Annotated in this window: 23 protein-coding genes; 8 read left to right on the forward strand and 15 right to left on the reverse strand. The window is 66.2% G+C overall.

Annotation, left to right across the window (positions count from 1 at the left end):
- Positions 1–70: 70 nt before the first annotated feature.
- Entirely contained in the window at positions 71–1,045 is a 975-nt protein-coding gene (locus QYQ99_RS11955; RefSeq protein ID WP_302092835.1) for a tripartite tricarboxylate transporter substrate binding protein, read from the reverse strand.
- 92 nt (positions 1,046–1,137) lie between these two features.
- Here QYQ99_RS11955 and QYQ99_RS11960 point away from each other — a divergent pair, with 92 nt between their 5' ends.
- Positions 1,138–1,686 (forward strand): MarR family winged helix-turn-helix transcriptional regulator, encoded by a 549-nt coding sequence (locus tag QYQ99_RS11960; protein ID WP_302092836.1) that lies wholly within the window; start codon positions 1,138–1,140, stop codon positions 1,684–1,686.
- An 84-nt stretch (positions 1,687–1,770) separates the two neighbouring features.
- On the forward strand, positions 1,771–3,309 hold the full coding sequence (locus QYQ99_RS11965) for a YifB family Mg chelatase-like AAA ATPase (protein ID WP_302092837.1): 1,539 nt from the start codon (positions 1,771–1,773) through the stop codon (positions 3,307–3,309).
- Positions 3,310–3,322: 13 nt separating this feature from the next.
- Here QYQ99_RS11965 and QYQ99_RS11970 read toward each other — a convergent pair whose 3' ends face one another.
- Positions 3,323–4,252, reverse strand: coding sequence for a LysR substrate-binding domain-containing protein (locus QYQ99_RS11970; RefSeq protein ID WP_302092838.1), 930 nt, complete (start codon positions 4,250–4,252; stop codon positions 3,323–3,325).
- 109 nt (positions 4,253–4,361) lie between these two features.
- Between QYQ99_RS11970 and QYQ99_RS11975 the strand changes: the two genes are divergently transcribed.
- A complete protein-coding gene (locus QYQ99_RS11975; RefSeq protein ID WP_302092839.1) occupies positions 4,362–5,540 on the forward strand; it encodes a YbfB/YjiJ family MFS transporter in 1,179 nt (392 codons plus the stop codon).
- Positions 5,541–5,573: 33 nt separating this feature from the next.
- Positions 5,574–6,641 (forward strand): NAD(P)H-dependent flavin oxidoreductase, encoded by a 1,068-nt coding sequence (locus QYQ99_RS11980; protein WP_302092840.1) that lies wholly within the window; start codon positions 5,574–5,576, stop codon positions 6,639–6,641.
- A gap of 51 nt (positions 6,642–6,692) precedes the next feature.
- Here QYQ99_RS11980 and QYQ99_RS11985 read toward each other — a convergent pair whose 3' ends face one another.
- Entirely contained in the window at positions 6,693–7,976 is a 1,284-nt protein-coding gene (locus tag QYQ99_RS11985; protein WP_302092841.1) for a CaiB/BaiF CoA transferase family protein, read from the reverse strand.
- Positions 7,977–8,133: 157 nt separating this feature from the next.
- Between QYQ99_RS11985 and QYQ99_RS11990 the strand changes: the two genes are divergently transcribed.
- Positions 8,134–9,057, forward strand: a complete 924-nt coding sequence (locus tag QYQ99_RS11990; protein ID WP_302092842.1) for a LysR substrate-binding domain-containing protein — start codon at positions 8,134–8,136, stop codon at positions 9,055–9,057.
- Positions 9,058–9,157: 100 nt separating this feature from the next.
- Here the strand turns inward: QYQ99_RS11990 and QYQ99_RS11995 are convergent, their stop codons facing one another.
- The 12 genes from QYQ99_RS11995 to QYQ99_RS12050 form a co-directional block, all read right to left on the reverse strand.
- On the reverse strand, positions 9,158–9,601 hold the full coding sequence (locus QYQ99_RS11995; protein WP_302092843.1) for a PaaI family thioesterase: 444 nt from the start codon (positions 9,599–9,601) through the stop codon (positions 9,158–9,160).
- On the reverse strand, positions 9,598–10,758 hold the full coding sequence (locus QYQ99_RS12000) for an acyl-CoA dehydrogenase family protein (RefSeq protein WP_302092844.1): 1,161 nt from the start codon (positions 10,756–10,758) through the stop codon (positions 9,598–9,600). Before QYQ99_RS12000 ends, QYQ99_RS11995 begins: the two co-directional genes overlap by 4 nt.
- Positions 10,759–10,943: 185 nt before the next feature.
- Positions 10,944–12,152, reverse strand: coding sequence for a thiolase (locus tag QYQ99_RS12005; protein ID WP_302092845.1), 1,209 nt, complete (start codon positions 12,150–12,152; stop codon positions 10,944–10,946).
- On the reverse strand, positions 12,149–12,538 hold the full coding sequence (locus QYQ99_RS12010) for a Zn-ribbon domain-containing OB-fold protein (protein WP_302092846.1): 390 nt from the start codon (positions 12,536–12,538) through the stop codon (positions 12,149–12,151). Before QYQ99_RS12010 ends, QYQ99_RS12005 begins: the two co-directional genes overlap by 4 nt.
- 211 nt (positions 12,539–12,749) lie before the next feature.
- A complete protein-coding gene (locus QYQ99_RS12015) occupies positions 12,750–13,739 on the reverse strand; it encodes a Bug family tripartite tricarboxylate transporter substrate binding protein (protein WP_302092847.1) in 990 nt (329 codons plus the stop codon).
- A gap of 38 nt (positions 13,740–13,777) precedes the next feature.
- Positions 13,778–15,289: a class I adenylate-forming enzyme family protein gene (locus QYQ99_RS12020; RefSeq protein ID WP_302092848.1), complete on the reverse strand. Its 1,512-nt coding sequence runs from the start codon at positions 15,287–15,289 to the stop codon at positions 13,778–13,780.
- A 2-nt stretch (positions 15,290–15,291) separates the two neighbouring features.
- Complete coding sequence (locus QYQ99_RS12025) at positions 15,292–16,272, reverse strand: Bug family tripartite tricarboxylate transporter substrate binding protein (protein WP_302092849.1); 981 nt, start codon at positions 16,270–16,272, stop codon at positions 15,292–15,294.
- Positions 16,273–16,510: 238 nt separating this feature from the next.
- On the reverse strand, positions 16,511–17,719 hold the full coding sequence (locus tag QYQ99_RS12030) for an acetyl-CoA C-acetyltransferase (protein ID WP_302092850.1): 1,209 nt from the start codon (positions 17,717–17,719) through the stop codon (positions 16,511–16,513).
- Between the two features lie 27 nt (positions 17,720–17,746).
- A complete protein-coding gene (locus QYQ99_RS12035) occupies positions 17,747–19,048 on the reverse strand; it encodes an acetyl-CoA hydrolase/transferase family protein (protein WP_302092851.1) in 1,302 nt (433 codons plus the stop codon).
- On the reverse strand, positions 19,045–19,854 hold the full coding sequence (locus QYQ99_RS12040) for an enoyl-CoA hydratase/isomerase family protein (protein WP_302092852.1): 810 nt from the start codon (positions 19,852–19,854) through the stop codon (positions 19,045–19,047). Before QYQ99_RS12040 ends, QYQ99_RS12035 begins: the two co-directional genes overlap by 4 nt.
- Positions 19,855–20,068: 214 nt before the next feature.
- The gene (locus QYQ99_RS12045; protein ID WP_302092853.1) at positions 20,069–20,962 is read right to left on the reverse strand and encodes a MaoC family dehydratase; all 894 of its coding nucleotides are present in this window, start codon (positions 20,960–20,962) and stop codon (positions 20,069–20,071) included.
- Between the two features lie 169 nt (positions 20,963–21,131).
- On the reverse strand, positions 21,132–22,049 hold the full coding sequence (locus QYQ99_RS12050) for an SDR family NAD(P)-dependent oxidoreductase (RefSeq protein WP_302092854.1): 918 nt from the start codon (positions 22,047–22,049) through the stop codon (positions 21,132–21,134).
- Positions 22,050–22,250: 201 nt separating this feature from the next.
- Here QYQ99_RS12050 and QYQ99_RS12055 point away from each other — a divergent pair, with 201 nt between their 5' ends.
- The 3 genes from QYQ99_RS12055 to QYQ99_RS12065 all read left to right on the forward strand — a co-directional run bounded on the left by QYQ99_RS12055 (position 22,251) and on the right by QYQ99_RS12065 (position 25,812).
- Positions 22,251–23,234: an FAS1-like dehydratase domain-containing protein gene (locus tag QYQ99_RS12055; protein ID WP_302092855.1), complete on the forward strand. Its 984-nt coding sequence runs from the start codon at positions 22,251–22,253 to the stop codon at positions 23,232–23,234.
- Positions 23,235–23,295: 61 nt separating this feature from the next.
- The gene (locus tag QYQ99_RS12060; protein ID WP_302092856.1) at positions 23,296–24,462 is read left to right on the forward strand and encodes an acyl-CoA dehydrogenase family protein; all 1,167 of its coding nucleotides are present in this window, start codon (positions 23,296–23,298) and stop codon (positions 24,460–24,462) included.
- A gap of 141 nt (positions 24,463–24,603) precedes the next feature.
- Entirely contained in the window at positions 24,604–25,812 is a 1,209-nt protein-coding gene (locus QYQ99_RS12065) for a CaiB/BaiF CoA transferase family protein (protein WP_302092857.1), read from the forward strand.
- Positions 25,813–25,816: the final 4 nt, after the last annotated feature.

Below are 25,816 nucleotides of genomic sequence, written 5' to 3' on the forward strand. Positions count from 1 at the left end.
CAGTGTAAGTGCGTGCCGGCACTGGCCTGAAGCGCTCAGATGGCAGGCGCCAGGGCCTGCGGCCTTGGCCTCAATCGGGTTTCAGATTGATCTTGCGGGCCAGCGCTTCCCATTTGGCCGAGATCTCGCGCACCCTGGCCTGGGCCTGCTCGGGGCTGCTGCCCACCATCTCGATATCCACGGCCTTCACCCGCTCCTGCTGCTGCGGCGAGCGGATGGCGGCATCCATGGCGGCGAGAAAGCGCTTCTGGATCTCGGCAGGAACACCCTTGGGAGCCGCCAGCAGCAGCCAGTAGGTGCCGTCGAAATCGGGGTAGCCCGACTCGGCAATCGTGGGCAATGCCGGCAGCAGGGGCGAGCGCGTGCGCCCTGTGGTTGCCAGGGCAGTGACCCGGCCGCTCTGGATCTGGGGCAGCACCGTGGGAGCTGCCAGGAAGCCGCAGTCCACCTGGCCGCCCATCAGATCCTGCATGGCCGGTGCCGGTCCCTTGTAGGGCACATGCACCATCTTCACGCCGGTGCCCGACAGCAGGGACTCCATGACCAGATGGCCGGGCGAGCCCGCGCCGCCGGTGGCATAGGTCAGCTCGCGCGACTTGGCGGTCTCCAGCATGTCCTTGACGGACTTGAAGCCGAGGCCGGGGTTGCAGATCAGGGTCTGCGAAAACCTGGCGGCGGCGTTGAGCACCACGATGGCATCGCTGGAATAGCCGATGTTCTTGTAGATATGCCTGTTGACGGTGAGCACCGGGTCCATGGCCCACAGCCAGGTGTAGCCGTCGGCCGGAGCCCGGGCGACCTCGGCCGCACCGATATTGCCGTTGGCACCGGCCCGGTTTTCCACGATCACGGCTTGACCTAGCGCCTTTTGCACGGCCGCCGCCAGCGGGCGCACGGCGAGGTCGGAAGGGCCGGCCGGCGGCGTGGGAACGATGATGCGTATGGGCTTGGCGGGCCAGCTGTCGGCAGCATGGGATGCCGGCAGCAGCAGCGCGGCGGTCGCCAGCCCGGCCAGAGCGCTGCGGGCGATACGGGTGCAAGGCATGATGTCTCCAGTCGTTTGCTTTGGAGCCACTGTAAGCAGTGACTCGATAATGGATCTAATCCATCATTCCTAGAGAAAACCCACAAAGACCCATGACCAAGGCGCAGCGCCACCCCTGGCGGCAGCCGTCCGAGCTGGACGATTTGTTCCTCTACCATCTGGCCCGTCTGATGAGCTCGGCGGGAACCATGGTGGTGCGCCTGTGCGAGGGCGGCTTCGGCATCACCCGGCGCGAGTGGCGCATGATCGGCCTGCTGGCCACCAAGGGCGCCATGCAGCCCTCCGGGCTCGCAGAGCTGGCGCAGCTCGATCGCACGCGCACCTCGCGCACCATCTCCGCGCTGATTGCCAAGGGGCTGCTGCACAAGCAGGGCATGGCCGGCGACGGGCGTCAGGCCATGGTGCAGCTGACGGCCGCCGGGCTGGCGCTGCACACCCAGCTGTTTCCGCAGATACAGGCGATCAACCAGGAGCTGCTTGGCGACGTCAGCGATGCCGAGCTTGAGGTGTTGTCCCAGGTCTTCGAGCGCGTGCGCACCAGGGCGGCGCTCATGCAGGAGCAGGGCGGCTTTCCCAAGGCCGAGCGCCGTCGTGGCCGGGCCGCAGGCAAACGGCCGGCCCGCGATGACGCCGCAGGCTGACGGCCTGTGCACACCCCTATTGCCTGTTTGAGCCGCTGGCGCATACGCTAAGCCCTACAGTCCGGCTTGAAGGGGAGGGGCGTGATGGGTCTGGCACTGGTTCAAAGTCGTGCCCTGCTGGGCCTGCAGGCACCGGCTGTCACGGTGGAGGTCCATCTGGCCAACGGACTGCCTTCGTTCACGCTGGTGGGCCTGGCGGATGTGGAGGTCAAGGAGGCCCGCGAGCGCGTACGCGCGGCCATCGTCAATGCGGGGCTGGAGTTCCCGAACAACCAGCGCATCACGGTCAACCTGGCTCCGGCAGATCTGCCCAAGGACTCAGGCCGCTTTGACCTGCCGATAGCGCTGGGAATTCTGGCTGCCAGCGGCCAGATCGATGCACAGCGGCTCGCCGATTATGAGTTTGCAGGAGAGCTGTCCCTGACCGGTGCCCTGCGCCCGGTACGCGGCGCCCTGGCTACGGCGCTGGCCCTGCAGCGTCAGCAACAGCGCGTGCGCCTGGTGCTGCCGCCGGACAGTGCGCTGGAGGCCGCTTTCGTGCCGGCAATCGAAGTCTTCGGCGCTGCGCATCTGCTGGATGTGGTCAGGCAGTTCATCGCGCATGACGCCACCCCGTCGGAGCAGGGCGATGGCGTGGAGGGCTGGCAGCGGGTGCACTCCAGACCTGCTGAAGCTTCTTTGCCGTCGCTGGATCTGCGCGAGGTGCGCGGCCAGATGCAGGCCAAGCGCGCGCTTGAAATTGCAGCTGCCGGCGCACATGGTGTGCTGATGATCGGCCCTCCGGGTTCGGGAAAATCCATGCTGGCCCAGCGCTTTGCGGGTTTGCTGCCCGGCATGACCGATGAGGAAGCGCTCGAAGCCGCAGCCATTGCCAGCCTCAGCGGTCGTTTCACGCCGCAGTTGTGGCGCCAGCGGCCGTTTGCCGCTCCCCATCACACGGCCAGCTCCGTCGCGCTGGTCGGCGGCGGCTCTCCGCCCCGGCCTGGCGAAATCTCCTATGCCCATTGCGGGGCGCTTTTTCTGGACGAGCTGCCTGAGTTCGCGCGCAGTGCCCTGGAGGCCTTGCGCGAGCCGCTGGAGACCGGTCGCATCACCATCGTGCGGGCTGTGCAGAGGGCGGAGTTTCCGGCCCGTTTCCAGTTGGTGGCAGCCATGAACCCCTGCCCCTGCGGCTACTGGGGCTCGCGCGTCAGGGCCTGCCGCTGCTCGCCTGATCAGGTGGCACGTTATCAGGCGCGCATCAGCGGGCCCTTGCTGGACCGTATCGATCTGCATGTGGAGGTGGCGGCACTGTCGCCCGAGGAACTTCTGGCAGCGCCCGAAGGGCAGAGCAGCGCGGCCGTGCAGCAACGCGTGAGTGCAGCCAGAGACAAGGCCTTGCAGCGCCAGGGCCTGCCCAATCATCAGTTGCAGGGCGTGCAGCTCGACACGCATCTGCAGCTGGAGCCCGAGGCGCTGACCTTTGCGCACAAGGCTGCAACGCGCCTTGGCTGGTCGGCACGCGGCACGCACCGGGCCTTGAAGGTGGCGCGAACCATCGCCGATCTGGCGGACTCGGATGCCATCACGCAAACCCATCTGGCCGAGGCATTGCAGTACCGCCGCGCGCTGATGCAGCCGTGATGGCGGGCCGGTTTCAGGCCGCCAGGGCCAGCGGCACGGGCCGTGCCTGCGCGGCACCAGGCCCGACGCCCAGCACCTGGGCAAACGCATGCAGTGCGGGCGACCAGCCCGCCACGGCGGCGGTCACAAAACAGGTGTCGACAAAGGCCAGCTCCTGCCCGCTCTTGCCGGGCAGAGTCATCCAGTGCACGCCAAAGCGCTGCTGCTGGGCTTCGACCAGCGAGCGCGACAGCAGCGCATAGCCCATACCTGCGGCCACGCAGCCGAGGATGGTGTCCAGCATGCCCAGCTCCATGATGCGTACCGCCGTCACACCCATAGAGGCCATCAGCAGCTCGATGCGCTGGCGATAGCTGCAGCCCTGGCGAAAGGCCAGAAACACGGCGCTGCTGAACTCTGCGGCGCTGGGGAAGCGCGTCAGAGGCTGTCCGCTGACCAGCACCAGCTCTTCGCGGAACACGGGCCAGGATTGCAGCTCGCTCTGTGGTGCGGCACCGTTGATGAAGGCACAGTCGATGCGACCGGCCGCCAGCTCCATCAGCAATGCGGCGCTGGGCTGGGCGTCCAGCTCAAGGTCGATATCCGGATGCTGCCTGCGCAACTCGGCCAGCAGTGGCGGCAGACGCAGCGCGGCCGTGGTTTCCATCGAGCCGATGCGCAAGGCGCCCTTGACCTGGCCGGCTGCAAACTGCCGGGCTTGCAGCATGGCCAGCACCTGGTCATGCGACTGCAGCATCTGCCGCGCAGACTCCAGCAGCGTGCGTCCGGCCGGAGTGGGAAAGACCGGGCTGGCCCGCATCAGCAGCTGCACGCCTGCTTCGCCCTCAAGCTTTTTGATATGGGCCGTGACATTGGATTGCACGGTGTGCAGCCGCTGGGCTGCGGCACCAAAGCTGCCGCTTTCGCAGACGGCTTCGAACATGCGCAGGGATTTGAGTTGCATAGGCGGCTCCAATATCTTGAATTGAGATGCAAGTCATCATTTTGAATCATTGGACATGATTGCGTCGCAGCGTTTAGGCTTGATGCCAATTTCCCCCGGAATCCGAGCTGTGATCGAGCGCAAAGAACTTCCCCTGCTGTTGACCGGCTTCATGGCCACCCTGAGCGGCGTCGGCCTGGCGCGTTTTGCCTATACGGCGCTGATGCCGCAGATGGTGCATGCGGGCTGGTTCAGCGGCGAGCAGGTGGCTTATCTGGGCGCAGCCAATCTGCTCGGTTATCTGATCGGGGCGCTGGTCGCCGCGCCGCTGGCCGAGCGCTGGGGCGCGCTGCGCGTGCTGGTGATCTGCTGGGTGGCCGTGATGCTGAGCTTTGCCGGCTGCAGCCTGCCCCAGCCCATGGGCTTGTTCTTTGTCTGGCGGCTGATCTCGGGCATTGCCGGGGCCGCGCTGATGGTGCTGGGCCCGTCGGTGGCCATGGCTGCAGCCGCGCCGCAGCGCCGTGCTGCGTTGGGTCCGCTGATGTTCTGCGGCATTGGCGTGGGTGCCTTGCTGGCCGCCACCCTGGTGCCCATGTTTGCGCGCAGCAGCCTGAGCGCCGTCTGGTGGGCATTGACGGCGCTATGTGCGCTGGCGCTTTACAGCGGCTGGCATGCTGCGCGCCAGATCCCGCTGCATGCGCCGGTGGCGGTCCAGCCCACGGCGGTCGCAGCTTCCTGCACAACGCCGTGGAGCCTGGCGGTGATTCTGGTGCTGACTGCCTATGCCTGCGACGCCTTCGGCTTTGTGCCGCACACCGTGTTCTGGGTGGACTATCTGGATCGGGAGCTGCAGTTGGGCGGCGCCTATGCATCGACGCAATGGGCCTTCTTCGGGCTTGGCGCGATGGTCGGGCCGCTGTGTGCGGCCTACTGCGCTACGCGCTGGGGCTGGTGGGGTACGACCACGGGCGCCTACGCCCTCAAGGCCGTGGCCATCGGCCTGCCGCTGGTCTGGGCCGGTTTCGGCGGCCATGCGCTGTCGGGCTTTGTGGTGGGAGCGCTGTCACCGGGCATGGCGGCCATTACCTCGGGCTATCTGATGCAGCTCATTGGACCCGGCCAGCACAAGAAAATGTGGGGCTATGCCACGGCTGCATTTGCGCTGTTGCAGGCCAGCTCCGGCTATCTGATGGCATTTGTCTACGTCAGTACCGGCAGCTATCGCCAGCTGTTCGTGCTGGGCTGCGCGGCGCTGGGCCTGGGCGCGCTGCTGGTGGCCTCTAGCCGCCTGGCCCGCACCGCGCAATGATCAGGATCGAGATGTGAAACCGGGAGACGCGCGATGAGCAAACTACCTTCATGGATGACAGGACTGGGCCTGCAGCATCCCATCATTCAGGCCCCGATGGCCGGGACCTCGACCCCGCAGCTGGCGGCCGCCGTGAGCAATGCATCGGCCCTGGGCTCGGTGGGCATAGGTGCCTATGGCCTTGAGCAGGCGCGCCAGCACATCGAGCAGACGCGCGCGCTGACCGAGCGGCCCTTCAACGTCAACCTCTTCTGTCACCGTGCGCCAGCAGCAGATGCAGAGCGTGAAGCACAGTGGCTGCGCTATCTGGCGCCGGAGTTCGAGCGCTACGGCGCGTGCGCGCCGCCCGCCCTGCGCTGCATCTACGAGTCCGCGCTGGGCAATGCGCGATTGCAGGCCATGCTGCTGGAGCTGCGTCCCGCCGTGGTGAGCTTTCATTTCGGCCTGCCTGAGCAGGGCTTTGTCGATGCCTTGCGCGCCGCCGGCATCACCACGCTGGCCTGTGCCACCAGTCTCGACGAGGCGCGCCAGATCGAGCAGGCCGGGGTGGATGTGATCGTGGCCCAGGGCATGGAGGCGGGCGGCCATCGCGGCGCTTTCGTGCCAGAGCAGGACACTCTGATGGGAACCATGGCGCTGGTGCGACTGCTGGCGCGCGAGTCCCGCCTGCCCGTGGTCGCCGCTGGCGGCATCATGGACGGTGCAGGCATCGCTGCCGCTTTGCAGCTGGGAGCCTGTGCCGTGCAGATGGGCACGGCCTTCATCCTCTGCCCTGAATCCGCAGCCAGCCAGGCCTACCGCGCCGAGCTGCAAAGCGACAGCGCGCAGCACACGGCCATCACCGCCGCCATTTCCGGACGCCCTGCGCGCGGCATGTTCAACCGTCTGCACCAGCTGGGACGAGACTATGCGGGTGCACTGCCCGCCTACCCCATGGTGTATGACGCGGGCAAGGCGCTGCACCAGGCCGCCAGCGCGCAGGGCAGCAGCGACTATGCCGCGCACTGGGCCGGCCAGGGCGCACCGCTGGCACGCGCCCTGCCTGCCGCCGAGCTCGTGCGTACGCTGGCGCAGGAGCTGGAGCAGGCGACCTCGGCCTAGCCCGTATCAGGCGCGGTCCACCCAAACAAGGCATGGAGCGGTCTTGCGAGGCTAGAGCACCTGTTTGTCGCGCAGCGCCTGCAGTTGTGCAGCGTCGAGCTGCAGTCTTTCACGCAACACCTCCTCGGTGTGCTGGCCCAGGGCTGGAGGCGCATAGCGCAGTGTGGCTGGAGTGTCGGACAGGCGCAAAGGGCTGGCCGTGGTGACCACCTGGTTGATGCACTCGCCCTGCGGCAGCTGGCCATCCGGGTAGCGCTGCTGCGTGATGCGCAGGCCACGTGCCTGCACCTGGGGGTCTTCAAAGGCCTGATGGATGTTGTTGATGGGGCCGCAGGGCACGGCGCGGGCTTCCAGCAGCGCGATCCAGTCGGCCGTGCTGCGGCTGACGGTCAGCTCGGACATCATGTCCACCATCTCCACTCGGTGAATGACCCGGCCCGCGTTCGTGGTGAAGCGCGCGTCCTGGTGCCAGGCCACGCCGGCTGCTTCGCAAAAGCGTGCGAACTGGCCGTCGTTGCCTATCGCCAGCAGCATATTGCCGTCGGCTGTGGGAAAGTCCTGATAAGGCACCACGCTGGGGTGGGTGTTGCCCTGGCGGCCCGGAATGCTGCCGGTGTTCAGGAAACCTGTGCCTTGGTTGGCCAGCACTGCCATGGCCACGTCCAGCAGCGCCATATCGATATGCTGGCCCCGGCCCGTGTGGTGTCGTGCTTCCAGCGCGCTCAGAATGGCGCTGGTGGCATACATGCCGGTGAACAGATCGATCACGGCCACACCCACGCGCAAGGGGCCGCTGCCGGGCTCGCTGTCCGCGCGCCCGGTGATGCTCATCAGACCGCTCATGGCCTGGATCAGCAGGTCGTAACCTGCGCGCGGCGCATAGGGCCCGGTATGGCCGAAGCCGGTGACGGAGCAGTAGATCAAACGGGGATTGAGGGCCGCAAGGCTGGCGTAGTCCAGGCCGTAGCGCTGCAGGCCGCCGGTCTTGAAGTTCTCCACCACGATGTCGCTGTCCCTGGCCAGCTCGCGGATGATGGCCTGGCCTTGCGGGGTTGCCATGTCGACCGTGACCGAGCGCTTGTTGCGGTTGCAGGCCGCGAAGTAGCAGGCATGTGCGGAGGCATCGCCCTGTGCATCGGCAAAAAAGGGCGGGCCCCAGTGGCGGGTGTCATCGCCTTCGCCGGGCTTTTCGATCTTGATCACGTCGGCGCCCATATCGGCCAGATTCTGCGTGCACCAGGGGCCGGCGAGCACGCGGGAGAGGTCCAGTACGCGCAGATGGCTCAGGGCACCTGTGCGGGCAGTGTCAGAAGAGGCAGGGGAAGCAGCAGTCATGGAGGCGGAAGGAGGGTTCAGGTCCGAAAAGAGGCTAGCAGACATCGTAGGCAAGCCCGGCCGCTGCGTGTTTCGCATTTGTGGAAGCCGGGTTTATCCGGGCCGACCACGCCAATCCGCGACAGCCGATCACTGGCTGCATTCATACAATGCAGCCATGTCCATGCACTTTGACCTCGTAGACCTGCGCCTGATGACCCATATCGCGGAGGCCAACAGCATGACTCGTGGTGCCGAACTCTCGTGCATTTCATTGCCGGCCGCCAGCACGCGCATCAAGAATCTGGAAGACAGCATCGGCACCAAGCTGCTCTACCGCACCAGTCAGGGCGTGACGCTGACGCCGCCCGGCCAGGCGTTTGTGACCCATGCGCGCATGGTGCTCAGCCAGATCGAGCACCTGCGCGGTGACATGCAGGAGTATGTGCGTGGCATCAAGGGCCATCTGCGCGTGTATGCCAACACCACTTCGCTGAGCGAATTCCTGCCGCCGGTATTGCGCGAGTTTCTGGGTCGCAATCCGGATGTGAATGTGGATCTGCGCGAGCGTCTGTCCCACGACATCGTGCGCGCCGTGACCGAAGGGCAGACCGACATCGGCATCGTGGCCGGTCTGGTGCGCACCGAGAACCTGGAAACCCTGCCCTATCGAAAGGACAGGCTGGTGTTGGTGGTGCCCAAGGGGCATGCGCTGGATGGGGTGATGCAGCTGGCGTTCTCCGACACGCTGGATCTGGACTATGTGGGCCTGCACGAGTCCAGCGCCATCCATGCTTTTCTGCGTCAGGCCTCGGACCATCTGCACAAGCCCATCAAGCAGCGCATCCAGGTCGGCAACTTCGAGACGGCTTGCCGCATGATCGAGTCCGGCGTGGGCGTGGGCGTGCTGCCGGAGTCGGCGGCCAGCCGCCATGCGGCAGTCATGAACATCGCCATCGTGCCGCTGTCGGATGCCTGGTCGGTTCGCGATATGCAGATCTGCATGCGCAGCCTGGATGCGCTGCCCAGTTTTGCCAAGGAGCTGGTGCAGCTGCTGGTGATGGATGCTGCGGGAACGTCCGATACCGGCGAGCTGCTCTAGGAGCGTCAACACTTTCTAAAACGAGAGCGCACTGCGCCCGTAAAGTGGAGGTTTCAAGGTGATTTAAGTCTAAAACCGTGGTTTCACGGGCGATGACTGCTCACTTTTCGAGTGTGGTTGGGGCCTTCCAGTACTTGAACGTGCCCTGGGCGGTAGCCACCAGCGTGCCTTGTGCGTCGGTGATCCTGGCGGCGCAGCTGCACAGGCTGCGGCTGGCTTGCACGACCCAGCCTTCGGCCAGCAAGCCACCGCGACCGGGACGGTGAAAACGGCTGCTCATCTCCACCGTCACGGCGGTCTGCGATGGCGCCTGGGGCAGCGCGCTGGCGGCGCGCGACATCACCGAATCCAGCAGGCTCATCAGCACGCCGCCATGGGCGGCAGGCAGCTGGTTGAGCAGCTCCTCGGGCAACTCGGGCAGTCGTATCTGCACCATGCCGGGGGGCGCATCGGCCACCTGGCAAGCGCCCAGCAGGCGCATGAAAGCGCTGCGCTCATGGGCGGATGCTGCGGGCATTGTGGTCGAAGGGGTGAGGACGCTCATGCGTTGGCGCGGGCTTCGCGAACCATGTTGCGGGCAATGATGATCTGCTGGATCTGCGTCGTGCCCTCGTACAGCCGGAACAGACGCACATCGCGGTAGAAGCGCTCGATGCCGTATTCGGACATATAGCCCGACCCGCCCAGGATCTGCACCGCGCGGTCGGCCACGCGGCCGCACATCTCGGTGGCGAACATCTTGGCGCTGGAGGCCTCGGTCGACACATTGCCGCCGTCGTCACGGCGGCGGGCCGCATCAATCGTCATGCATTCGGCCGCGTACAGCTCCGCCTGGCTGTCGGCCAGCATGGCCTGCACCAGCTGGAAGTCGCAGATCGGCTGGCCGAACTGCTTGCGCTCCAGCGCGTACTGCAGGGCATCGCGCAGAATGCGTCTGGCGCAGCCCACGGCCACGGCGGCAATGTGAATGCGGCCTTTTTCAAGCACCTTCATGGCGGTCTTGAAACCCTTGCCTTCCTGCAGGCCGATCAGATTGGCGGCCGGCACCTTGACGTTGTCAAAGATCACATCGCAGGTGTGGGCGCCGCGTTGGCCCATTTTCTTGTCGTATTTGCCGAAGCTGATGCCCGCAGACCTGGCGTCGACGATGAAGGAGGACACACCACCCGCGCCCTTGTCCTCGGGGTTGGTGCGGGCCATCAGCGTGAACATGCCCGCGTGCGGCGCATTGGTGATGAAGCGCTTGGTGCCGTTGACGATGTAGTGGTCGCCGTTCTTGACCGCCGTGGTGCGCAGCGATGCCGCGTCAGAGCCGGCTTCGGGCTCGGTCAGCGCGAACGAGGCAATCACCTCGCCAGTGGCAAGCCTGGGCAGCCACTGGGCCTGTTGTTCGGGCGTGCCATCCATCAAAATGCCTTGTGAGCCAATGCCGACGGTGGTGCCGATGACGGAGCGAAATGCCGGTGCAGTCTGGCACAGCTCCAGCAGCACGCGGACCTCTTCCTCCATGGTCAGCTCCAGCCCCCCGAAGCGCTCGGGAATGGTCAGCCCGAAGAGGCCCAGATCGCGCATCTCCTGCACGATGGTGGCGGGGATTTCGTCGGTATCGGCCACTTCGTTTTCGGCAGGCACCAGACGCTCACGGACAAAGCGGCGCACGCTGTCGAGCAGGGCTTCAAGGGTTTCGGGGTCGCGAATCATTGGCGTGATTTCCTTGTCAGTTATTCAGGGGGTGAAGCATCGCCTATGGCAAACGCAGGTGGCGCAGTTCAGGCCAGAGGCAGCGAGCAAGGGCCTTGGCGGCCCCGCCGCCCCGCGGCGAGGCTGTCGTCCCCCTCCGGCGAAGCGAGAGAGGACGCCCGGTCAGGGGGAAGGCGCGAAGCGACTCAGGGGGTGAAGTTCCCCAGAACCGCCGTGGCCTGGCTGGACAGCGTGCCGCCATTGCCATGGACCACGGCCGTGCGGTGGCGTGCCAGTTGCCGCTGGCCGGCCTGACCGCGAAGCTGGCGCACGGCCTCGATCAGCAGGAACACGCCATACATGCCCGGGTGGACGCAGGACAGACCGCCGCCATTGGTGTTCACGGCCAGGCGGCCGCCGGGGGCGATGGCACCGCCTTGCACAAAGGAGCCGCCCTCGCCTTTGCGGCAAAAGCCCAGGTCTTCCAGGAACAAGAGGGTGTTTATCGTGAAGGCGTCGTACAGCTGGGCCATGTCCATGTCGGCTGGCGTCAGCCCCGCCATGGCAAAGGCCTGCCGGCCGGATTGGGTGGCCGAGGTCACGGTCAGATCGGGCATGCAGGAGATCTGGCGGTTCCAGCAGGCCGTGGCACTGCCCAGGATGTAGACGGGGGGCTGTGGCAAATCCTTGGCTCGGTCCGCGCGGGTGAGCACGATGGCACCGGCACCGTCGGTGACCAGACAGCAGTCGCGCACGCCCAGGGGGCTGGAGACCATGCGCGCCTTCAGCACATCGTCGATGGTGAGCGGGTCGCGCATAAAGGCTTCGGGGTTGAGCTGGGCCCAGGCACGGGCTGCTACTGCCACCTCGGCCAGCTGCTCGCGCGTGGTGCCGTACTGGTGCATATGGCGCTGGGCGGCCAGCGCATAGGCAGAGGCCGGCAGCAGCGGCTCGTAAGGGTGTTCGTAGGGCTGAGGGTCCATGGTGCGCCGAGCGGCCACGATGTCCTTGCGGCCCGCGACACCGGAGCGCTGGGCGCTGCCGTAGCAGATCAGCACGGCTTTGCACTGCCCTGCTTCCAGCGCGCGCATGGCGGGCAGCAAATGGGCCACGAAGCTGCTGCCACCCAGCATGGTGCCGTCGATGTAGGTGGGGTTGATGCCCAGATGTTCGATCACCGGCATGGCCCACATGCTGGCGGTGACGCTGCAGGTGGCAAGGCCGTCGATGTCCTGCATGGACAGGCCGGCATCGGCCACTGCCGCGTGGGCAGCACGTACCAGCAGCGTCATATCGTCCATGCCGGGGGATTCGCCGCAGCCATAGGTGGCAGCGCCGGCAATGGCTACTTTGCCGCGCAGGGCGCGATTCGCGGCTGCGGCATCCAGGCTGGATGAAGGCAGAGAAGCACTCATGCGACCTCTCCTGGTGCATTGACGGCGGGGTGGAATACGACCAGTCCCTTGCCGTTGTGCTGGATCGTCTGGGCAGTGACCCGCATGCCGATCTGCACGCGCTCGGGTGCAATGCCTTCGATGCGGCTCATCATGCGCACGTCTTCATCCAGATCGATCAGCGCCACGTTGTAGTCACCGCCGGCTTCGGCTTTGCGGGCGATGGTGGTGGTGGAGTAGACCGTACCCTTGCCGCTGGGGCGTACCCAGCGCAGCGGGCTGGCACCGCAGTGCGGGCACAGCTCGCGCGGGGTGAACACATGTTGCTGGCAGGCCGTGCATTGCTGGATGGCGAATCGGCCGGCATCCAGTTCGGCCTGGTAGTGGGTCTGTGCGCTTAAGTGCATGGGTGAGGCTCCGGGTTTCCTTGTTTTGAGGTCAGCATGCCTGCATCGCGCCCCGGTCTCAATTCGTGAATCTGAAACACCGTCTTCACGGAATATGGCGCCGCTCCGGGAGTGCCGCGAAGCGGGCGAGCGCGCATGGCGCGAAAGCGACAGAAGCGCCTCAGGCATGCTGTTTTCCTCCGGGACCATGGCTGCGTGTTGAGACAGGGGGTCAGCCGGCCTTGATGCCTGCGGTCTGTATCACCTTCTGCCACTTCCGCAGCTCGCCTTTCAGGCGCTGGCGCATCTCTTCGGCCGTGCCGGGATCGCCTTCGGCGCCGGCCTCCAGCAGACGGGTCCTGACGGCAGGGTCGTTCAGGGCCAGGTTGAAGTCGGCGTTCAGCTTGGCCAGCACTGTCTCCGGCGTCTTGGCTGGTGCAAACAGCGCAGCCCATGAATAGGCTTCGTAGTTCGGTAGACCGCCGGATTCTGCAATCGTCGGCACCTGGGGCAGCATGTCCGAGCGCTTCTTGCTGGCCACGCCCAGCACCTTGATACGGCCTGTCTTGATGTGTTGCAGGGCTGAAGGGGCATCGGCAAACATCAGCTGGATCTGCCCGCCCAGCAAGTCGGTCATGGCCGGTGCACTGCCCTTGTAGGGAATGTGCTGCAGCTGGGTGCCGGCTTCCATGTTGAAAAGCTCGCCCGCCAAGTGGGTGCCGCCGCCATTGCCGGATGAGCCATAGCTGAGCACCGTGCCTTTTTGGGACAGCGCAATCAGCTCTTTGACGTTGTTCGCCGGCACGGAGGGATGGGCCACCAGAAAGACCGGGAACAGCGCGGCAAAGCTGACGGGGACGAAGTCCTTTTCGATGTCATAGGACAGCTTGCCCATCAGCCAGGGGTTCACCGCATGGTGGATGGAGCCGACAAAGAAGTTGTAGCCATCGGCTGGGTCCTTGGCCGCAGCTGCGGCACCGACCACGCCGCCCGCGCCGGCGCGGTTGTCGATGATGGCGGCCTGGTTCCACATCGTGGCCAGCTTTTGCGTGAAGATGCGCGCCGTGGTGTCCACCGGGCCACCGGGAGGAAACGGCACGGTGAACTTCACGGCCTTGACTGGCCAGTGGCTGGCCTGGGACCAGGAGGCATTGCCCAGGGAGCTGAGCACGGCTGCTGCGAGCAGATGGCGGCGGTTCAGGGAAACGGCGTGGGATGGCATGGAGGATGTCTCACTGGATCTTGGCGGAGGCCCTGGCCTCACATGGGAAGGGATTCGGCCTGGGCATGCAGCAGGCGTTTGACGATTTTTCCGTTCGGGTTGGTGGGCAGCGCGGCCACCGTCTCGATGCGGGATGGGCGCTTGTAGGGCGCCAGTCGTTCGCGCAAATGGGCTTGCAGGGCCGGGATATCCAGCAGGCAACCGGGGCGCAGTTCCACGAAGGCAATCACCTGTTCGTTGCCATCGGCCTCCTTGCGCCCCACCACGGCCGAGCGCTCGATGCTGGGATATGCATTCAGTGCGGTCTCGACCTCGGCGGGATAGACGTTGAAGCCGGAGCGAATGATCATTTCCTTCAGGCGGCCCACCACCCACAGAGCACCGTCTGAACTCAGCTCGCCCAGGTCGCCGCTGGCATACCAGCCGCCGGGGCGCATGGCTGCAGCGGTGGCTTGCGGGTCGCGGAAATAGCCGGGCATCAGACCACGGCCGCGCACCCACAGCTCTCCGCGCTCTCCGCAGGGCAGGGCCTGGCCGGTGGCTGGGTCGGTCACCTGTACTTCAGCCTCGGCTACGGCATAGCCAGCGCTGGTGTCCTTGCGCCACTCGCGCATGCGGGTGATATGGACCGAGCCCGCGTATTCCGACAGGCCGTAGCCATGGTGCAGGGCCTGACCGAAGAGGTTTTCCACACGTTCTTTGAGCGCCATGTCGAGAGGGCCGGCGCCGGTATAGACAAAGCGCAGCGCCGGAGCCTTGACCTGATCTATGCCTTGCTCCTGCAGATAGGCCAACAGACGCGAGAACAGTGCGGGCGGGCCTTGCAGTTGCGAGACTCCATGGTGTTCGAGTGCATCCAGCAGATCGGCCGGGTCGAACTGGGGGCGCATTACCAGCTGGGCCCGCGCATGCAAGGCCGTGAGCATGACGGTGGCCAGGCCAAAGATGTGCGTCATGGGTACGAAGGCATAGCAGCGGTCAGCCGGCGACAGCGCACGCGAGGCCGCAGATTGCTGCGCAAAATGGCACAGCGCATCATGGCCCAGCATCACTCCCTTGGGCTGGCCGGTGGTACCCGAAGTGAAGATCAGGCCTGCCACCTCGGATTGCAGCGGCCCGGTTTCGCTGAGGCTGTCCGCCTTGATGGGGCTGTAGGCCATGCCTGGCAGACAGCTGGGCAGGGCCTGGTAGCGCCGGGCATGTGCTTGTGCGCTGGCGGAAGCGCTGGCCGTGAAGTACACGGTGCGCGCATCGGCACGTTCGGCGAAGGCATCGATTTCGGCCGGCGCCATGCGCGCGTTGACGCCGCAAGACCAGGCGCCTATGCGGCTGCAGGCAAAGATCAGCGCTGCGTGTTCGGGGCAGTTCTCGGCGACGACCATTACGCGGTCGCCGGGGCGGACCTGCAGGCTGCGCAACTCCTTCTCGGCCTGATCGGCCAGGCGGGAGATGTCTCCAAAACTGAGGCTGTGATCGGGCAGCAGAATGAAGGGGGCATCGGCTCCCTGCTCCAGGCTGCGTTCCAGCAAATGGTGGATGCGTGCAGTCATGGTCAGTTGATCTCGATGCCATGGGTCACGGTGGCCCACATGGCGCGCTCCTTGGCGGCGCGGTCGGTCAGCGTCTGGGCAGAGCCGGTCCATTCGTCATAGCCCAGTTCTGCGTAGCGCTTTTTCAGCTCGGGCTGGCCCAGTGCGGCATTGATGGCTTTGTTCAGTTGCTGCACCAGCTCCGGCGCCATGCCCTTGGGTCCGTAGACTCCATACCAGCCGCCCACGTCAAAGCCCTTGAGGCCCTCGATGCCGGATTCGGCAAAGGTCGGCACATCGGGCAGAGAGGCGTTGCGCCTGGGCGAGGTCACCGCCACGGCCCGCACCTTGTGGCTGTGGATATAGGTGCTGGCAGTGCTGATGATGTCCATCATCATGCTGATCTGGCCGCCGATCACATCGTTCATGGCCGGGGCATTGCCTTTGTAGGGCACATGATTCATCTCGATGCCGCTGCGCGTGGCGAGCAGCAGGGCGCCGAGATGGTTGGAGCCGCCTATGCCGGCCGAGCCATAGCTGAGTTTCTGGGGATGGGCCTTGGCGTAGCTGACCAGCTCGGCTGTGTTTTTGTAGGGCTCGTTGTTGTTGATCACCAGCACGTTGTAGTAGCTCAGCACGGGGGCCAGTGCGCTCAGATCCTTGGCCGGATCGAACTGCATCTGCTTCATCACATTGGGGCTGATGGTGATGGTGGGGCTGGCGGCAAACCAGAGGGTCTTGCCGTCGGGCTTGGCGCGCACCACCTCGCTGCCGGCCAGCGTGGCATTGGCGCCAGTCTTGTTTTCTACAGTGACCGGGCTACCCAGTTCCTTGGAAAGCGCCTGCGCAAACAGGCGGGCGCCCTGGTCCACAGGGCCGCCGGCCGAGTAGCCGACCAGCAGGCGAACAGGGGCGTTGCCGGCACCGATCTGGGCCACGGCCGTGGTGGCCGTGCTCAGCGCCAACGCGGACAGTAGAACGTTGCGACGTGTGCGGGTGTGCATGTCTTTTTCTCCTGGTGATGGGGCCGTTGTGGGTATGCATGAGGGTCATGCGTATCTGGCCTGGTTTACCGATAAGACGCCATGGTGGGCGAGCCCGCTGCCTACGGGAATCTGCATTTTGCAAACCCGGGCTTCGCCCGTTTTTATGGGGTAGTAACCCTGAGCCATCCCTGCGTAGCCACGCAAAAAAGCCACCGGCCGAGACTGCCGGTGGCAAGCACAACCGAGGAGACGGTGTTCAGTAACGCTCGAAAACGGCGGCAATGCCCTGGCCACCACCGATGCACATGGTCTCCAGGCCATAGCGGCCTTTGCGCCGTTCAAGCTCATGCAGCAGCGTGGCCAGAATGCGCACGCCAGTGGCGCCAATGGGGTGGCCCAGCGAGATGCCGGAGCCATTCACGTTCAGCTTGTGCTCGATGGCCGCCTGGTCATGCCACTCCCAGCCTTTGAGCACGGCCAGCACCTGGCAGGCGAAGGCCTCATTGAGTTCCACCAGATCCATATCGTCCAGCGTGAGGTGCAGGCGTGCCAGCAGCTTCTTCACGGCGGTAACGGGGCCTATGCCCATGTGCGAAGGCTCGCAGCCCGCTGCCGCCCATCCCACCAAAGCGGCCATGGGCGTCAGGCCCAGTTCGGCCAGCTTGTCCTCGGCCACGATCAGGCAGGCCGCCGAAGCATCGTTTTGCTGGCTGGCGTTGCCCGCCGTCACCGTGCCGCCGGGCATCAGCACGCGCAGCTTGGCCAGGCTGTCCATGGTGGTGGCGGCACGAAAGCCCTCGTCCTGGCTGAACAGCACAGGCTCGCCCTTGCGCTGGGGCACGCTCACGGGAACGACTTCGTGGTGAAAGCGACCAGCGGCCCAGGCATCGGCGGCACGCTGGTGGCTGCGCATGGCAAAGGCGTCGGCCGCCTCGCGGCTGATGCCGTAGTCGCGGGCCAGGTTCTCAGCGGTCTCGATCATTCCCGAAATCTTGCCAAAGCGCTCCACGGGCTGCGAGCGCTCACGGCCGCGATCCAGGCGGTCGTACATGCGCACATTGCCAGAGCGCGCGCCCCAGCGCATGTCGGGGCTGTAGTACTCGATGTTGCTCATGCTCTCCACGCCGCCGGCAATCACCACGTCGGCCGCGCCGCTTTGCACCATCATGGCGGCCGTGGCAACGGCCTGCAGACCACCGCCGCAGCGGCGGTCCAGCTGCATGCCCGGCACCTCCACCGGCAGGCCGGCCTGCAAGGCGGCCCAGCGGCCCACGCAAGGGGTCTCGCTGCTGGCATACGACTGGGCGAACACCACATCGTCGATGCGGGCGGGGTCTATGCCGCTGCGCTCCACCACGGCACGCACCGTGGTGGCAGCCAGCTCCTCCACGGGAACCGGGCGCAGGCTGCCGCCGAAAGTACCGACGGGGGTGCGAAGCGGGGTGACGATGGCGGCTCTGCGCATGGTGTTGTCTCCTTGGGAATCAATGGATCAGGAAAAGGCTGCGCCGCATTGGCGCAGCAAGGTATGTGCCTGTTGTTCCAGGTCGGCGCGGTGCTCCGGTGCGGCGATGTCGATCAGCCGTTTCACACGGCGCGACAGCGTCTGGCCGCGCAGGTCGGCCACGCCGTGTTCGGTGACGATGAGGCCGGCATCGCTGCGCGGCGTGCTGACGGGGCCGGACAGCCGCGCGACGATGCGGGTCGCACCCCTGGCCGTGGCGGGCAGGGCGATGATGGGCAGGCCGCCGCGGCTGCGTGCCGCGCCGCGCAGAAAGTCCACGGCGCCTCCCACGGCGCCCACGTAGACGCCGCCCGCCACTTCGGAGTTGATCTGGCCCGTGATGTCCACCTCCACCGCCGAATTGATGGCGGCCAGCCGGTGGCTTGCGGCCAGCACCTCGGGGGCGTGCGTGTAGCGCGTCTCGCGCAGTTGCAGGGCGGGGTTGCGGTGTGCCCAGCGCCTGAGCGATTCGCCCCCCATGAGGATGCCGCCAATGCCCACGCCGCGGTCCTGGCTCTTGCGTGCGTGGGTCAGCACGCCGGCTTCGGCCAGGGCGGCAATGCCGTCGCCCACGGCGCCGCTGTGCAGGCCCAGGTCGCGGTGGCCGTGCAGGGCGGCGAGCACGGCCTCGGGCAGGTTGCCCACGCCCACCTGCAGCGTGGCGCCGTCTTCGATAAGGGCTGCCACATGGCCGGCAATGGCCTGTTCGGCAGGGCCGGATGCGCTGCGCGCCTGGTCCAGCGGAGGGTGTTCGGCATCGACCAGCAGCGCGAAGTCGCCGGCCTGCAGGTGCAGGCTGCCGTGCGTCCAGGGAATGGCGGGGTTGACCTCGCCGATCAGCACGCGTGCCTTGCGTATGGCGGCCGGCAGGTATTCATGCACCAGGCCCAGGCTGTAGCGGCCCTGTGCGTCGGGCGGGGACAGCTGCAGCAGCACCACGTCGGCAGGCAGCAGGCCATCGTCGATCAGGCCGGGCAGGTGGGAGTAGTGGCTGGGCAGGATGTCCAGCACGCCCGCCTGGGCCAGTGCGCGGTGGGGGCCGCCGGCCGCATAGCCGAAGAAGTCGATGGCGTCGGCATGCGCCGGTTGCAGCGTGTCCGATGCGCCCATGCCCACGAAGACGCGCAGCCGGCCCTGGCCACCGTGCCGCGCCAGTGCCTGGCGCTGCGCGACCACGGCGCGCGTGAGCGTCAGCGGCTCGGCCGTGGCCTGGCCCCACCACAGCGTGTCGCCGGGGCGGATCAGGGCCTGCAGCCTTTCTTGCAGGGCGTCCGGCGGCAGCACGCTCATGGCGCGCGGTCCCAGTCGAAGCGCGTGGGCTGCTTGTCCTTGAAGCGCTGTACCGCCTCCTGGTGGTAGTCGGAGCCACGGCACATCGTCTGGGCATAGGCTTCCAGCTCGGCCATGGCGCGTGCGTCCAGCTCGAAGGCCTGGTTCATGGCTGTCTTGGCCATGCCGATGGCGGCTGTGGACGCCTCGCCGAAGCGCCGGGCCAGCGCCACGGCGGCGGCCTGCAGGGCCTCGCCGTCTTCCACGATCTCGTAGACCATGCCCAGCGACCTGGCTTCCTCGGCCTGCACGGTGCGCGCGGTGAAGACCAGCTCCTTGGCCTTTTGCAGGCCCACGATGCGCGGCAGCATGTGCATGGCGCCCAGGTCAGGCACCAGGCCGATGCGGCCGAACACGGCGCAGAACTTTGCGCGCCGCGTGCACAGCACGAAGTCGGCGGCCAGCGCCAGGCTCAGGCCCGCGCCGAAGGCTGGGCCGTCCACGGCGGCGATCACAGGCTTTTCGAGGTTGACCAGCTCGGGAAACCACTGGTGCAGGCTGCGCATGCGCTGGCGCCAGGGCAGGCCGGCCTGTCTGGCATCCATCATCTGGCTGATGTCGCCGCCCGAGCAGAAGGCGCCGCCCGCGCCCGTGAGGATGACTGTGTGCACCTGCGCGTCGTCACGCATCTGCGCCACGGCGGCGGCCAGGGCCGGGCGCATGGCCTGGTTGAGCGCGTTGCGGGCCTCGGGGCGGTTCAGCGTGATCGTGCCTATGCCGTCCTGGACGGAGGTCAATACGGGGGAGGTTTCAGGTGTTGTAGTCATGGTGCCGAGGTTGGATTCTTTGAGATCGAAAAAGCTGGAATGTCTTGCTTGCTCCTGCGCGCACCTTTGACGAGGCGTCCAAATCGGCATGTCCCAAGCCAGGGACACCGAGCAAGGGCCGCCCCGCAGCGAGGGTATCGTCTCCCTCCCGCGAAGCGAGAGAGGGCGCCGTGCACACGGGGGAAGGCGCGCAGCGACTCAGGGGGTGATCCATTCAAGCGAGTTCGGCGTAGCCGTGGCTCAGCACGACCTTGTCGCGTTCGAGCACGCGGGCGCGCAACTGCAGCTGGCAGGGCTGGTCGGGCGTGTGCCAGATCTCGGTGACCAGGGTTTCGCCGGGATAGACGGGCGAGGTGAAGCGCACATCCAGCGCCTTCAGGCGCGCGGGATTGCGGTCGCCGCATTGGCGCAGCACGGCATGGGCCACCAGGCCATAGCTGGCCAGGCCATGCAGAATGGGCCGCTCGAAGCCGGCCTTGCGTGCCACGGCCGGGTCGGCATGCAGCGGGTTGTAGTCGCCCATCAGGCGGTACAGCAGCGCGGCCTCGGGGCGTATGGCCTGGGTGTCGGTGAAGTCGGGCGCGCGGTCCTCCGGCGTGGGGCGCAGCGGCGCCAGGGGCGCGTCGCTGGGCTGGCCGCCGTCCAGCAGGCTGTAGCCGCCGTCGCCGCGCAGAAAGCTGACCTGCTGCACGGTGGCCAGCAGCTCGCCCGCGGCGGTCTCCAGGCGCCGCTCGGTGACCATGATGGCGCCCTTGCCTTCGCCCTTGTCCGTCAGGTGCGTGATGCGGTTGTGGCCCACCACGTCGGCGCTGGCCGGCAGGGGGTGGTGCAGCCGCATGCGCTGCTCGCCATGCAGCAGCTTCACCCAGTCGATGCCGGTATCGGCCTCGCGCGCCCAGAAGCCCGGGTAGCCCAGCACCACGGCCTGCGAGGGCAGGGCGCGCAGCCCGCCCGGCGCCCCTTCGTAGAAAAAGGGCAGGGCCGCGTCCGACAGCGGATCGCTGCCCAGGCCCAGGCTCAATGCATAGAGCATGGTGTCGCGCTCGCCATAGTGCTGGCGCACGGGCTCGAAGGGGCGCTGTTTCAGGTGCTGATAGCTGATGGCCATCACGGTTCCTCTCAGTGTTTGATTGCGCTGGCGCGCTTCAACCCTCGCAACTGGCGCGGCCGGACTCAGGGACACCGAGGAAGGGCCGCCCCGCACCGAGGGTGTCGCCCCCCTCCCTCGCGAAGCGAGTAGAGAGGGGGAAGGCGCGTAGCGCCTCAGGGGGTGTCGTTCAAACAGGATCCCAGCTAAACACGTCGGCCGAGCGATCCATGGGTACAAACGAGGCCTTGAGTGCGGGCATGCCGTGCTCGGCAATGAACTCGGGTGTCCAGCCTTCGCCGCGATGCACCGAGCGCAGCGGACGTGGCTGGCTCATCAGAAACAGCTCGTTGTTGCGCACGGCAAAGACCTGGGCGTTCACGTCTCTGGCCTGGTCGGACAGCAGATAGACCGCCAGCGGCGCGATCTTGTTGGGCGTCATCTGCTGGATCTTGGCCACACGCGCCTGCTGCTCGGGGGTATCGGTGGGAATGGAGCCGATCATGCGGCTCCAGGCAAAGGGCGCGATGCAGTTGGAGCGCACATTGAACTTGGCCATGTCCAACGCAATGGATTTGGACAGGGCGGTCAGGCCCAGCTTGGCAGCGCTGTAGTTCGCCTGGCCCAGGTTGCCGATCAGGCCGGAGGTGGAAGTCATGTGGACCAGGGCGCCGCTTTCCTGTTCCTTGAAGTGGTTGGCGGCGGCGCGGCTCATGAAGTAGCTGCCGTAGAGGTGAACCTTGATGACGGCGTCCCACTCCTCCAGGCTCATCTTGTGAAAGAAGCGGTCGCGCAGAATGCCGGCGTTGTTGACGACACCATCGATGCGGCCGAAGCTGTCCACCGCGCATTGCACAATGCGACTGGCACTGGCCGCTTCAGAGACGCTGTCGGTACTGGCAACGGCCTGGCCGCCTGCGGCCTTGATCTCGTCGACCACTTTCTGCGCCGGACCGGCGTCGGTGCCTTCGCCAGTGGTGGACGTGCCGATGTCGTTGACCACCACTCTGGCTCCCGACGCCGCCATGGCCAAGGCGATGTCTCGACCGATGCCGCCTCCGGCGCCGGTCACCACTACGACCTTGTCTTGCATCATCTTCTGGTCCATGGCTTGTCGTCCTTTGCTGTTGTCGTGAGAGATGAGCCCAGCATGCCGGCAAACCGGTGCGGACGCCATTTGCCAATCCCGAGGGCGGACTTCGTCAGCGTGAAAGTCGCTGTTGCGCACCACGGGTTGTCACGCCCTTAGGCAGCGCTGAAGACATGCTTTCAAAAACGCGGATTGCCTGCCGGCGGCGCTGCCTCGACCATGGCAGCCATGACAGAACCGCAACCTGCAATCATCGATGACGCCAAGCTGGCACAGCTTCAGGCTTGGCAGAGCAAAAGCGAAGCCGCGCTCGACATCATCACCGCCGCCCCGCTGCGTGCCCTCTCGGCAACGCTGGACCGTGACGACCCCGTGCCAGAAGACGGCTCAGCCGTGCCTGCGCTGTGGCACTGGCTATATTTCCTGCCGCATGCGCGCCAGAGCGAGATCGGTCCCGACGGGCATGCGAGGCGCGGCGGCTTTCTGCCGCCAGTGCCGCTGCCGCGCCGCATGTGGGCCGGCGGACGGCTGCGCTGGGAAGCGGGGAATCCGCTGCGCGTGGGGCAGCAGGTGCAGCGCGTCTCCACCATCCGCAGCGTGCAGCACAAGACAGGACGCTCGGGCGAGCTGCTGTTCGTGCTGGTGGAGCATCGTTTCTCGAACCAGGACGGTTTGGCGTTGGTCGAGGAGCATGACATCGTCTACCGCGCGGCTGAACGGCCCCCCACGCTCGGCACTGGCGTGTCCTCGCTGCCCCCCGAGGGGGCCCTCGCGGCTAGGGGCGGCCCGTCGCCGCTCAAGCCCGGCGATCCCGCGCCCACGCCGCAGAAGCCACCGCTGGACGGCCAGCAAACCTGGTCTCGCACCATCGTTCCCGACGACGTGCTGCTGTTCCGCTACTCGGCCCTGACCTTCAACGGCCACCGCATCCACTACGACCGCCAGTATGTGACCCAGGTCGAGGGCTACCCGGGTCTGATCGTGCATGGTCCGCTGATCGCCACGCTGCTGCTCGATCTGCTGCGCCGCCAGCTGCAGGACGCCAGGGTGGTCGCGTTCGACTTCAAGGCCTTGCGGCCGACCTTCGACCTTCACCCTTTCAGCGTGCACGGCAAGCTGCACGAGGACGGCAGGACCATCGACCTGTGGGCGCAGGACCATGAAGGGCTTCTGACCATGCAGGCCACGGCCACCGTGGCTTGAAGACTGAAACCCATCGCTGAGAGCGCTTGCTGGACAAGCGTTTGTCGCCAAAAGGCTTGAAATGATTGAACACACCAGCTCCAATAACCACCACGAGATCCGCGACGCCATCCGTGCGCTGTGCGCCGAGTTTCCCGACGAGTATTTCCGCAAGATCGACGAGCAGCGCACCTACCCCGAAGCCTTCGTCAACGCGCTCACGCACGCAGGCTGGCTGGCCGCGCTGATTCCGCAGGAGTACGGCGGCAGCGGCCTGGGCCTGACCGAGGCCAGCGTGATCATGGAGGAGATCAACCGCTGCGGCGGCAACTCGGGCGCCTGCCACGGCCAGATGTACAACATGGGCACGCTGCTGCGCCATGGCTCGCAGGCGCAGAAGGAGAAATACCTGCCGCGCATCGCCTCGGGCGAATGGCGGCTGCAGTCCATGGGGGTCACGGAGCCCACCACGGGCACGGACACCACCAAGATCAAGACCAGCGCCGTGAAGAAGGACGGGCGCTATGTGATCAATGGCCAGAAGGTCTGGATCAGCCGCATCCAGCACAGCGACTTCATGATCCTGCTGGCGCGCACCACGCCGCTGGCCGAGGTGAAGAAAAAGAGCGAGGGCATGTCCATCTTCATGGTGGACCTGGCCGAGGCACAGAAGAGCGGCCTGACCGTGCGCCCCATCCCCAACATGGTCAACCACGAGACCAACGAGCTGTTCTTCGAGAACCTGGAAATCCCCGAGGAGAACCTGATCGGCGAGGAAGGCAAGGGCTTCAAGTACATCCTCGACGGCCTGAACGCCGAGCGCACGCTGATTGCGGCCGAGTGCATTGGCGACGGCTACTGGTTCCTGGACCGCGTGACCAACTATGTGCGCGACCGCAACGTGTTCGGCCGCCCCATCGGCCAGAACCAGGGCGTGCAGTTCCCGATCGCCGATGCTTTCATTGAGGTCGAGGCCGCCAATCTGATGCGCTGGAAGGCCTGCGAACTGTTCGACGCGAACCAGGCCATGGGCGCCCAGGCCAATATGGCCAAGTATCTTGCCGCCAAGGCCAGCTGGGAGGCGGCCAATGCCTGCATCCAGTTCCACGGAGGCTTCGGCTTTGCCTGCGAGTACGACGTGGAGCGCAAGTTCCGCGAGACCCGCCTTTATCAGGTGGCGCCGATCTCCACCAATCTGATCTATTCCTATGTGGCCGAGCACATCCTCGGGCTGCCCCGTTCGTTTTGACATGAAGTACCCCCTGAGTCGCTACGCGCCTTCCCCCAAAGGGGGACGACACCCTCGGGGCGGGGCGGCCCTTCCTCGGTGTCCCTGGCCTTGGGCCGCGCCAGTTGCACAGGCGGCGCCAAAGTGCAATGGATTTTCAAGATGAAAAAGCATAGTCTTCGACCCCTGGACGGCATCACCGTCGTCTCGCTGGAACATGCGGTGGCCGCACCGTTTTGCACGCGCCAGCTCGCCGATCTGGGCGCGCGCGTGATCAAGGTGGAGCGCCCCGGTGCGGGCGACTTTGCGCGCGGCTATGACCAGCGTGTGAACGGCCAGTCCTCGCACTTCACCTGGATCAACCGCAGCAAGCAAAGCCTGGCGCTCGATCTCAAGCGGCCCGACGCACTGGAGGCGCTGATGCAGCTGCTCGAAGGCGTCGATGTGCTGGTGCAGAACCTGGCACCGGGCGCGGCCGCGCGCATGGGACTGTCCTGGGAGGTGCTGAAGGCCCACAACCCCCAACTCATCGTCTGCGACATCAGCGGCTACGGCGCAGAAGGCCCCTACCGAGACAAGAAGGCCTACGACCTGCTGATCCAGAGCGAGGCGGGGTTTCTCTCGGTCACGGGCACGCCCGATGTGCCCTCCAAGGCGGGCATCTCGGTGGCCGACATCGCGGCCGGCATGTATGCGTACACCAACATCCTGTCGGCCCTGCTGCTGCGCGGGCGCACGGGCGAGGGCAGTCACATCGACGTGTCCATGCTGGAGGCGCTGGGCGAGTGGATGGGTTACCCCATGTACTACGCCTGGGACGGCGCGCCGCCGCCGCCGCGCACGGGTGCATCGCATGCCAGCATCTACCCCTATGGCCCCTTCGAGGCGGGCAAGGACGTGGGTGATGGCGGCACGGTGATGCTGGGCCTGCAGAACGAGCGCGAGTGGAAGACCTTCTGCGATCAGGTGCTGCTGCAGCCAGCGCTGGCCGGCGATGCGCGCTTTGACAGCAACGCGCGCCGCAACGCCAACCGCGAGGAGCTGCGAGCGCTGATCCAGGATGTGTTCAACGCGCTGGATGCGGCCCAGGTCGTGCAGCGGCTGGACGCGGCAGGTATCGCCAACGCCCGCGTCAACGACATGGCGGGCCTGTGGGCCCATCCGCAACTGGCCGCGCGTCAGCGCTGGTGCAGTGTGGACAGTCCGGCCGGGCCGGTGCAGGCCCTGCTGCCGCCTGGCGTCAACAGTGCCTTTGACTACCGCATGGAGGCGGTGCCCGCCGTAGGCGAGCACAGCGAGGTCATCCTGGCCGAGCTGGGCTGGTCGGCCGAGCGCATCCGTGCTCTGTATGCCGAAGAAGCAACTCTGTGAAAGC

This window comes from Comamonas testosteroni (assembly GCF_030505195.1).
GTDB lineage: Bacteria > Pseudomonadota > Gammaproteobacteria > Burkholderiales > Burkholderiaceae_C > Comamonas > Comamonas testosteroni_G.

Excerpts from the sequence above, each read along its gene's own strand:
- QYQ99_RS12055 (WP_302092855.1), top strand. The coding sequence starts at position 22,251 with ATGGCAGCCATGACAGAACCGCAACCTGCAATCATCGATGACGCCAAG.
- QYQ99_RS12045 (WP_302092853.1), bottom strand. The coding sequence starts at position 20,962 with ATGGCCATCAGCTATCAGCACCTGAAACAGCGCCCCTTCGAGCCCGTG.
- QYQ99_RS12030 (WP_302092850.1), bottom strand. The coding sequence starts at position 17,719 with ATGCGCAGAGCCGCCATCGTCACCCCGCTTCGCACCCCCGTCGGTACT.
- QYQ99_RS11985 (WP_302092841.1), bottom strand. The coding sequence starts at position 7,976 with ATGACTGCTGCTTCCCCTGCCTCTTCTGACACTGCCCGCACAGGTGCC.
- QYQ99_RS12050 (WP_302092854.1), bottom strand. The coding sequence starts at position 22,049 with ATGGACCAGAAGATGATGCAAGACAAGGTCGTAGTGGTGACCGGCGCC.
- QYQ99_RS12010 (WP_302092846.1), bottom strand. The coding sequence starts at position 12,538 with ATGCACTTAAGCGCACAGACCCACTACCAGGCCGAACTGGATGCCGGC.
- QYQ99_RS12065 (WP_302092857.1), top strand. The coding sequence starts at position 24,604 with ATGAAAAAGCATAGTCTTCGACCCCTGGACGGCATCACCGTCGTCTCG.
- QYQ99_RS12015 (WP_302092847.1), bottom strand. The coding sequence starts at position 13,739 with ATGCCATCCCACGCCGTTTCCCTGAACCGCCGCCATCTGCTCGCAGCA.
- QYQ99_RS12020 (WP_302092848.1), bottom strand. The coding sequence starts at position 15,289 with ATGACTGCACGCATCCACCATTTGCTGGAACGCAGCCTGGAGCAGGGA.
- QYQ99_RS11955 (WP_302092835.1), bottom strand. The coding sequence starts at position 1,045 with ATGCCTTGCACCCGTATCGCCCGCAGCGCTCTGGCCGGGCTGGCGACC.
- QYQ99_RS12060 (WP_302092856.1), top strand. The coding sequence starts at position 23,296 with ATGATTGAACACACCAGCTCCAATAACCACCACGAGATCCGCGACGCC.
- QYQ99_RS12005 (WP_302092845.1), bottom strand. The coding sequence starts at position 12,152 with ATGAGTGCTTCTCTGCCTTCATCCAGCCTGGATGCCGCAGCCGCGAAT.
- QYQ99_RS11980 (WP_302092840.1), top strand. The coding sequence starts at position 5,574 with ATGAGCAAACTACCTTCATGGATGACAGGACTGGGCCTGCAGCATCCC.
- QYQ99_RS11990 (WP_302092842.1), top strand. The coding sequence starts at position 8,134 with ATGTCCATGCACTTTGACCTCGTAGACCTGCGCCTGATGACCCATATC.
- QYQ99_RS12040 (WP_302092852.1), bottom strand. The coding sequence starts at position 19,854 with ATGACTACAACACCTGAAACCTCCCCCGTATTGACCTCCGTCCAGGAC.
- QYQ99_RS12035 (WP_302092851.1), bottom strand. The coding sequence starts at position 19,048 with ATGAGCGTGCTGCCGCCGGACGCCCTGCAAGAAAGGCTGCAGGCCCTG.
- QYQ99_RS11970 (WP_302092838.1), bottom strand. The coding sequence starts at position 4,252 with ATGCAACTCAAATCCCTGCGCATGTTCGAAGCCGTCTGCGAAAGCGGC.
- QYQ99_RS11960 (WP_302092836.1), top strand. The coding sequence starts at position 1,138 with ATGACCAAGGCGCAGCGCCACCCCTGGCGGCAGCCGTCCGAGCTGGAC.
- QYQ99_RS11965 (WP_302092837.1), top strand. The coding sequence starts at position 1,771 with ATGGGTCTGGCACTGGTTCAAAGTCGTGCCCTGCTGGGCCTGCAGGCA.
- QYQ99_RS12000 (WP_302092844.1), bottom strand. The coding sequence starts at position 10,758 with ATGATTCGCGACCCCGAAACCCTTGAAGCCCTGCTCGACAGCGTGCGC.
- QYQ99_RS11995 (WP_302092843.1), bottom strand. The coding sequence starts at position 9,601 with ATGAGCGTCCTCACCCCTTCGACCACAATGCCCGCAGCATCCGCCCAT.
- QYQ99_RS12025 (WP_302092849.1), bottom strand. The coding sequence starts at position 16,272 with ATGCACACCCGCACACGTCGCAACGTTCTACTGTCCGCGTTGGCGCTG.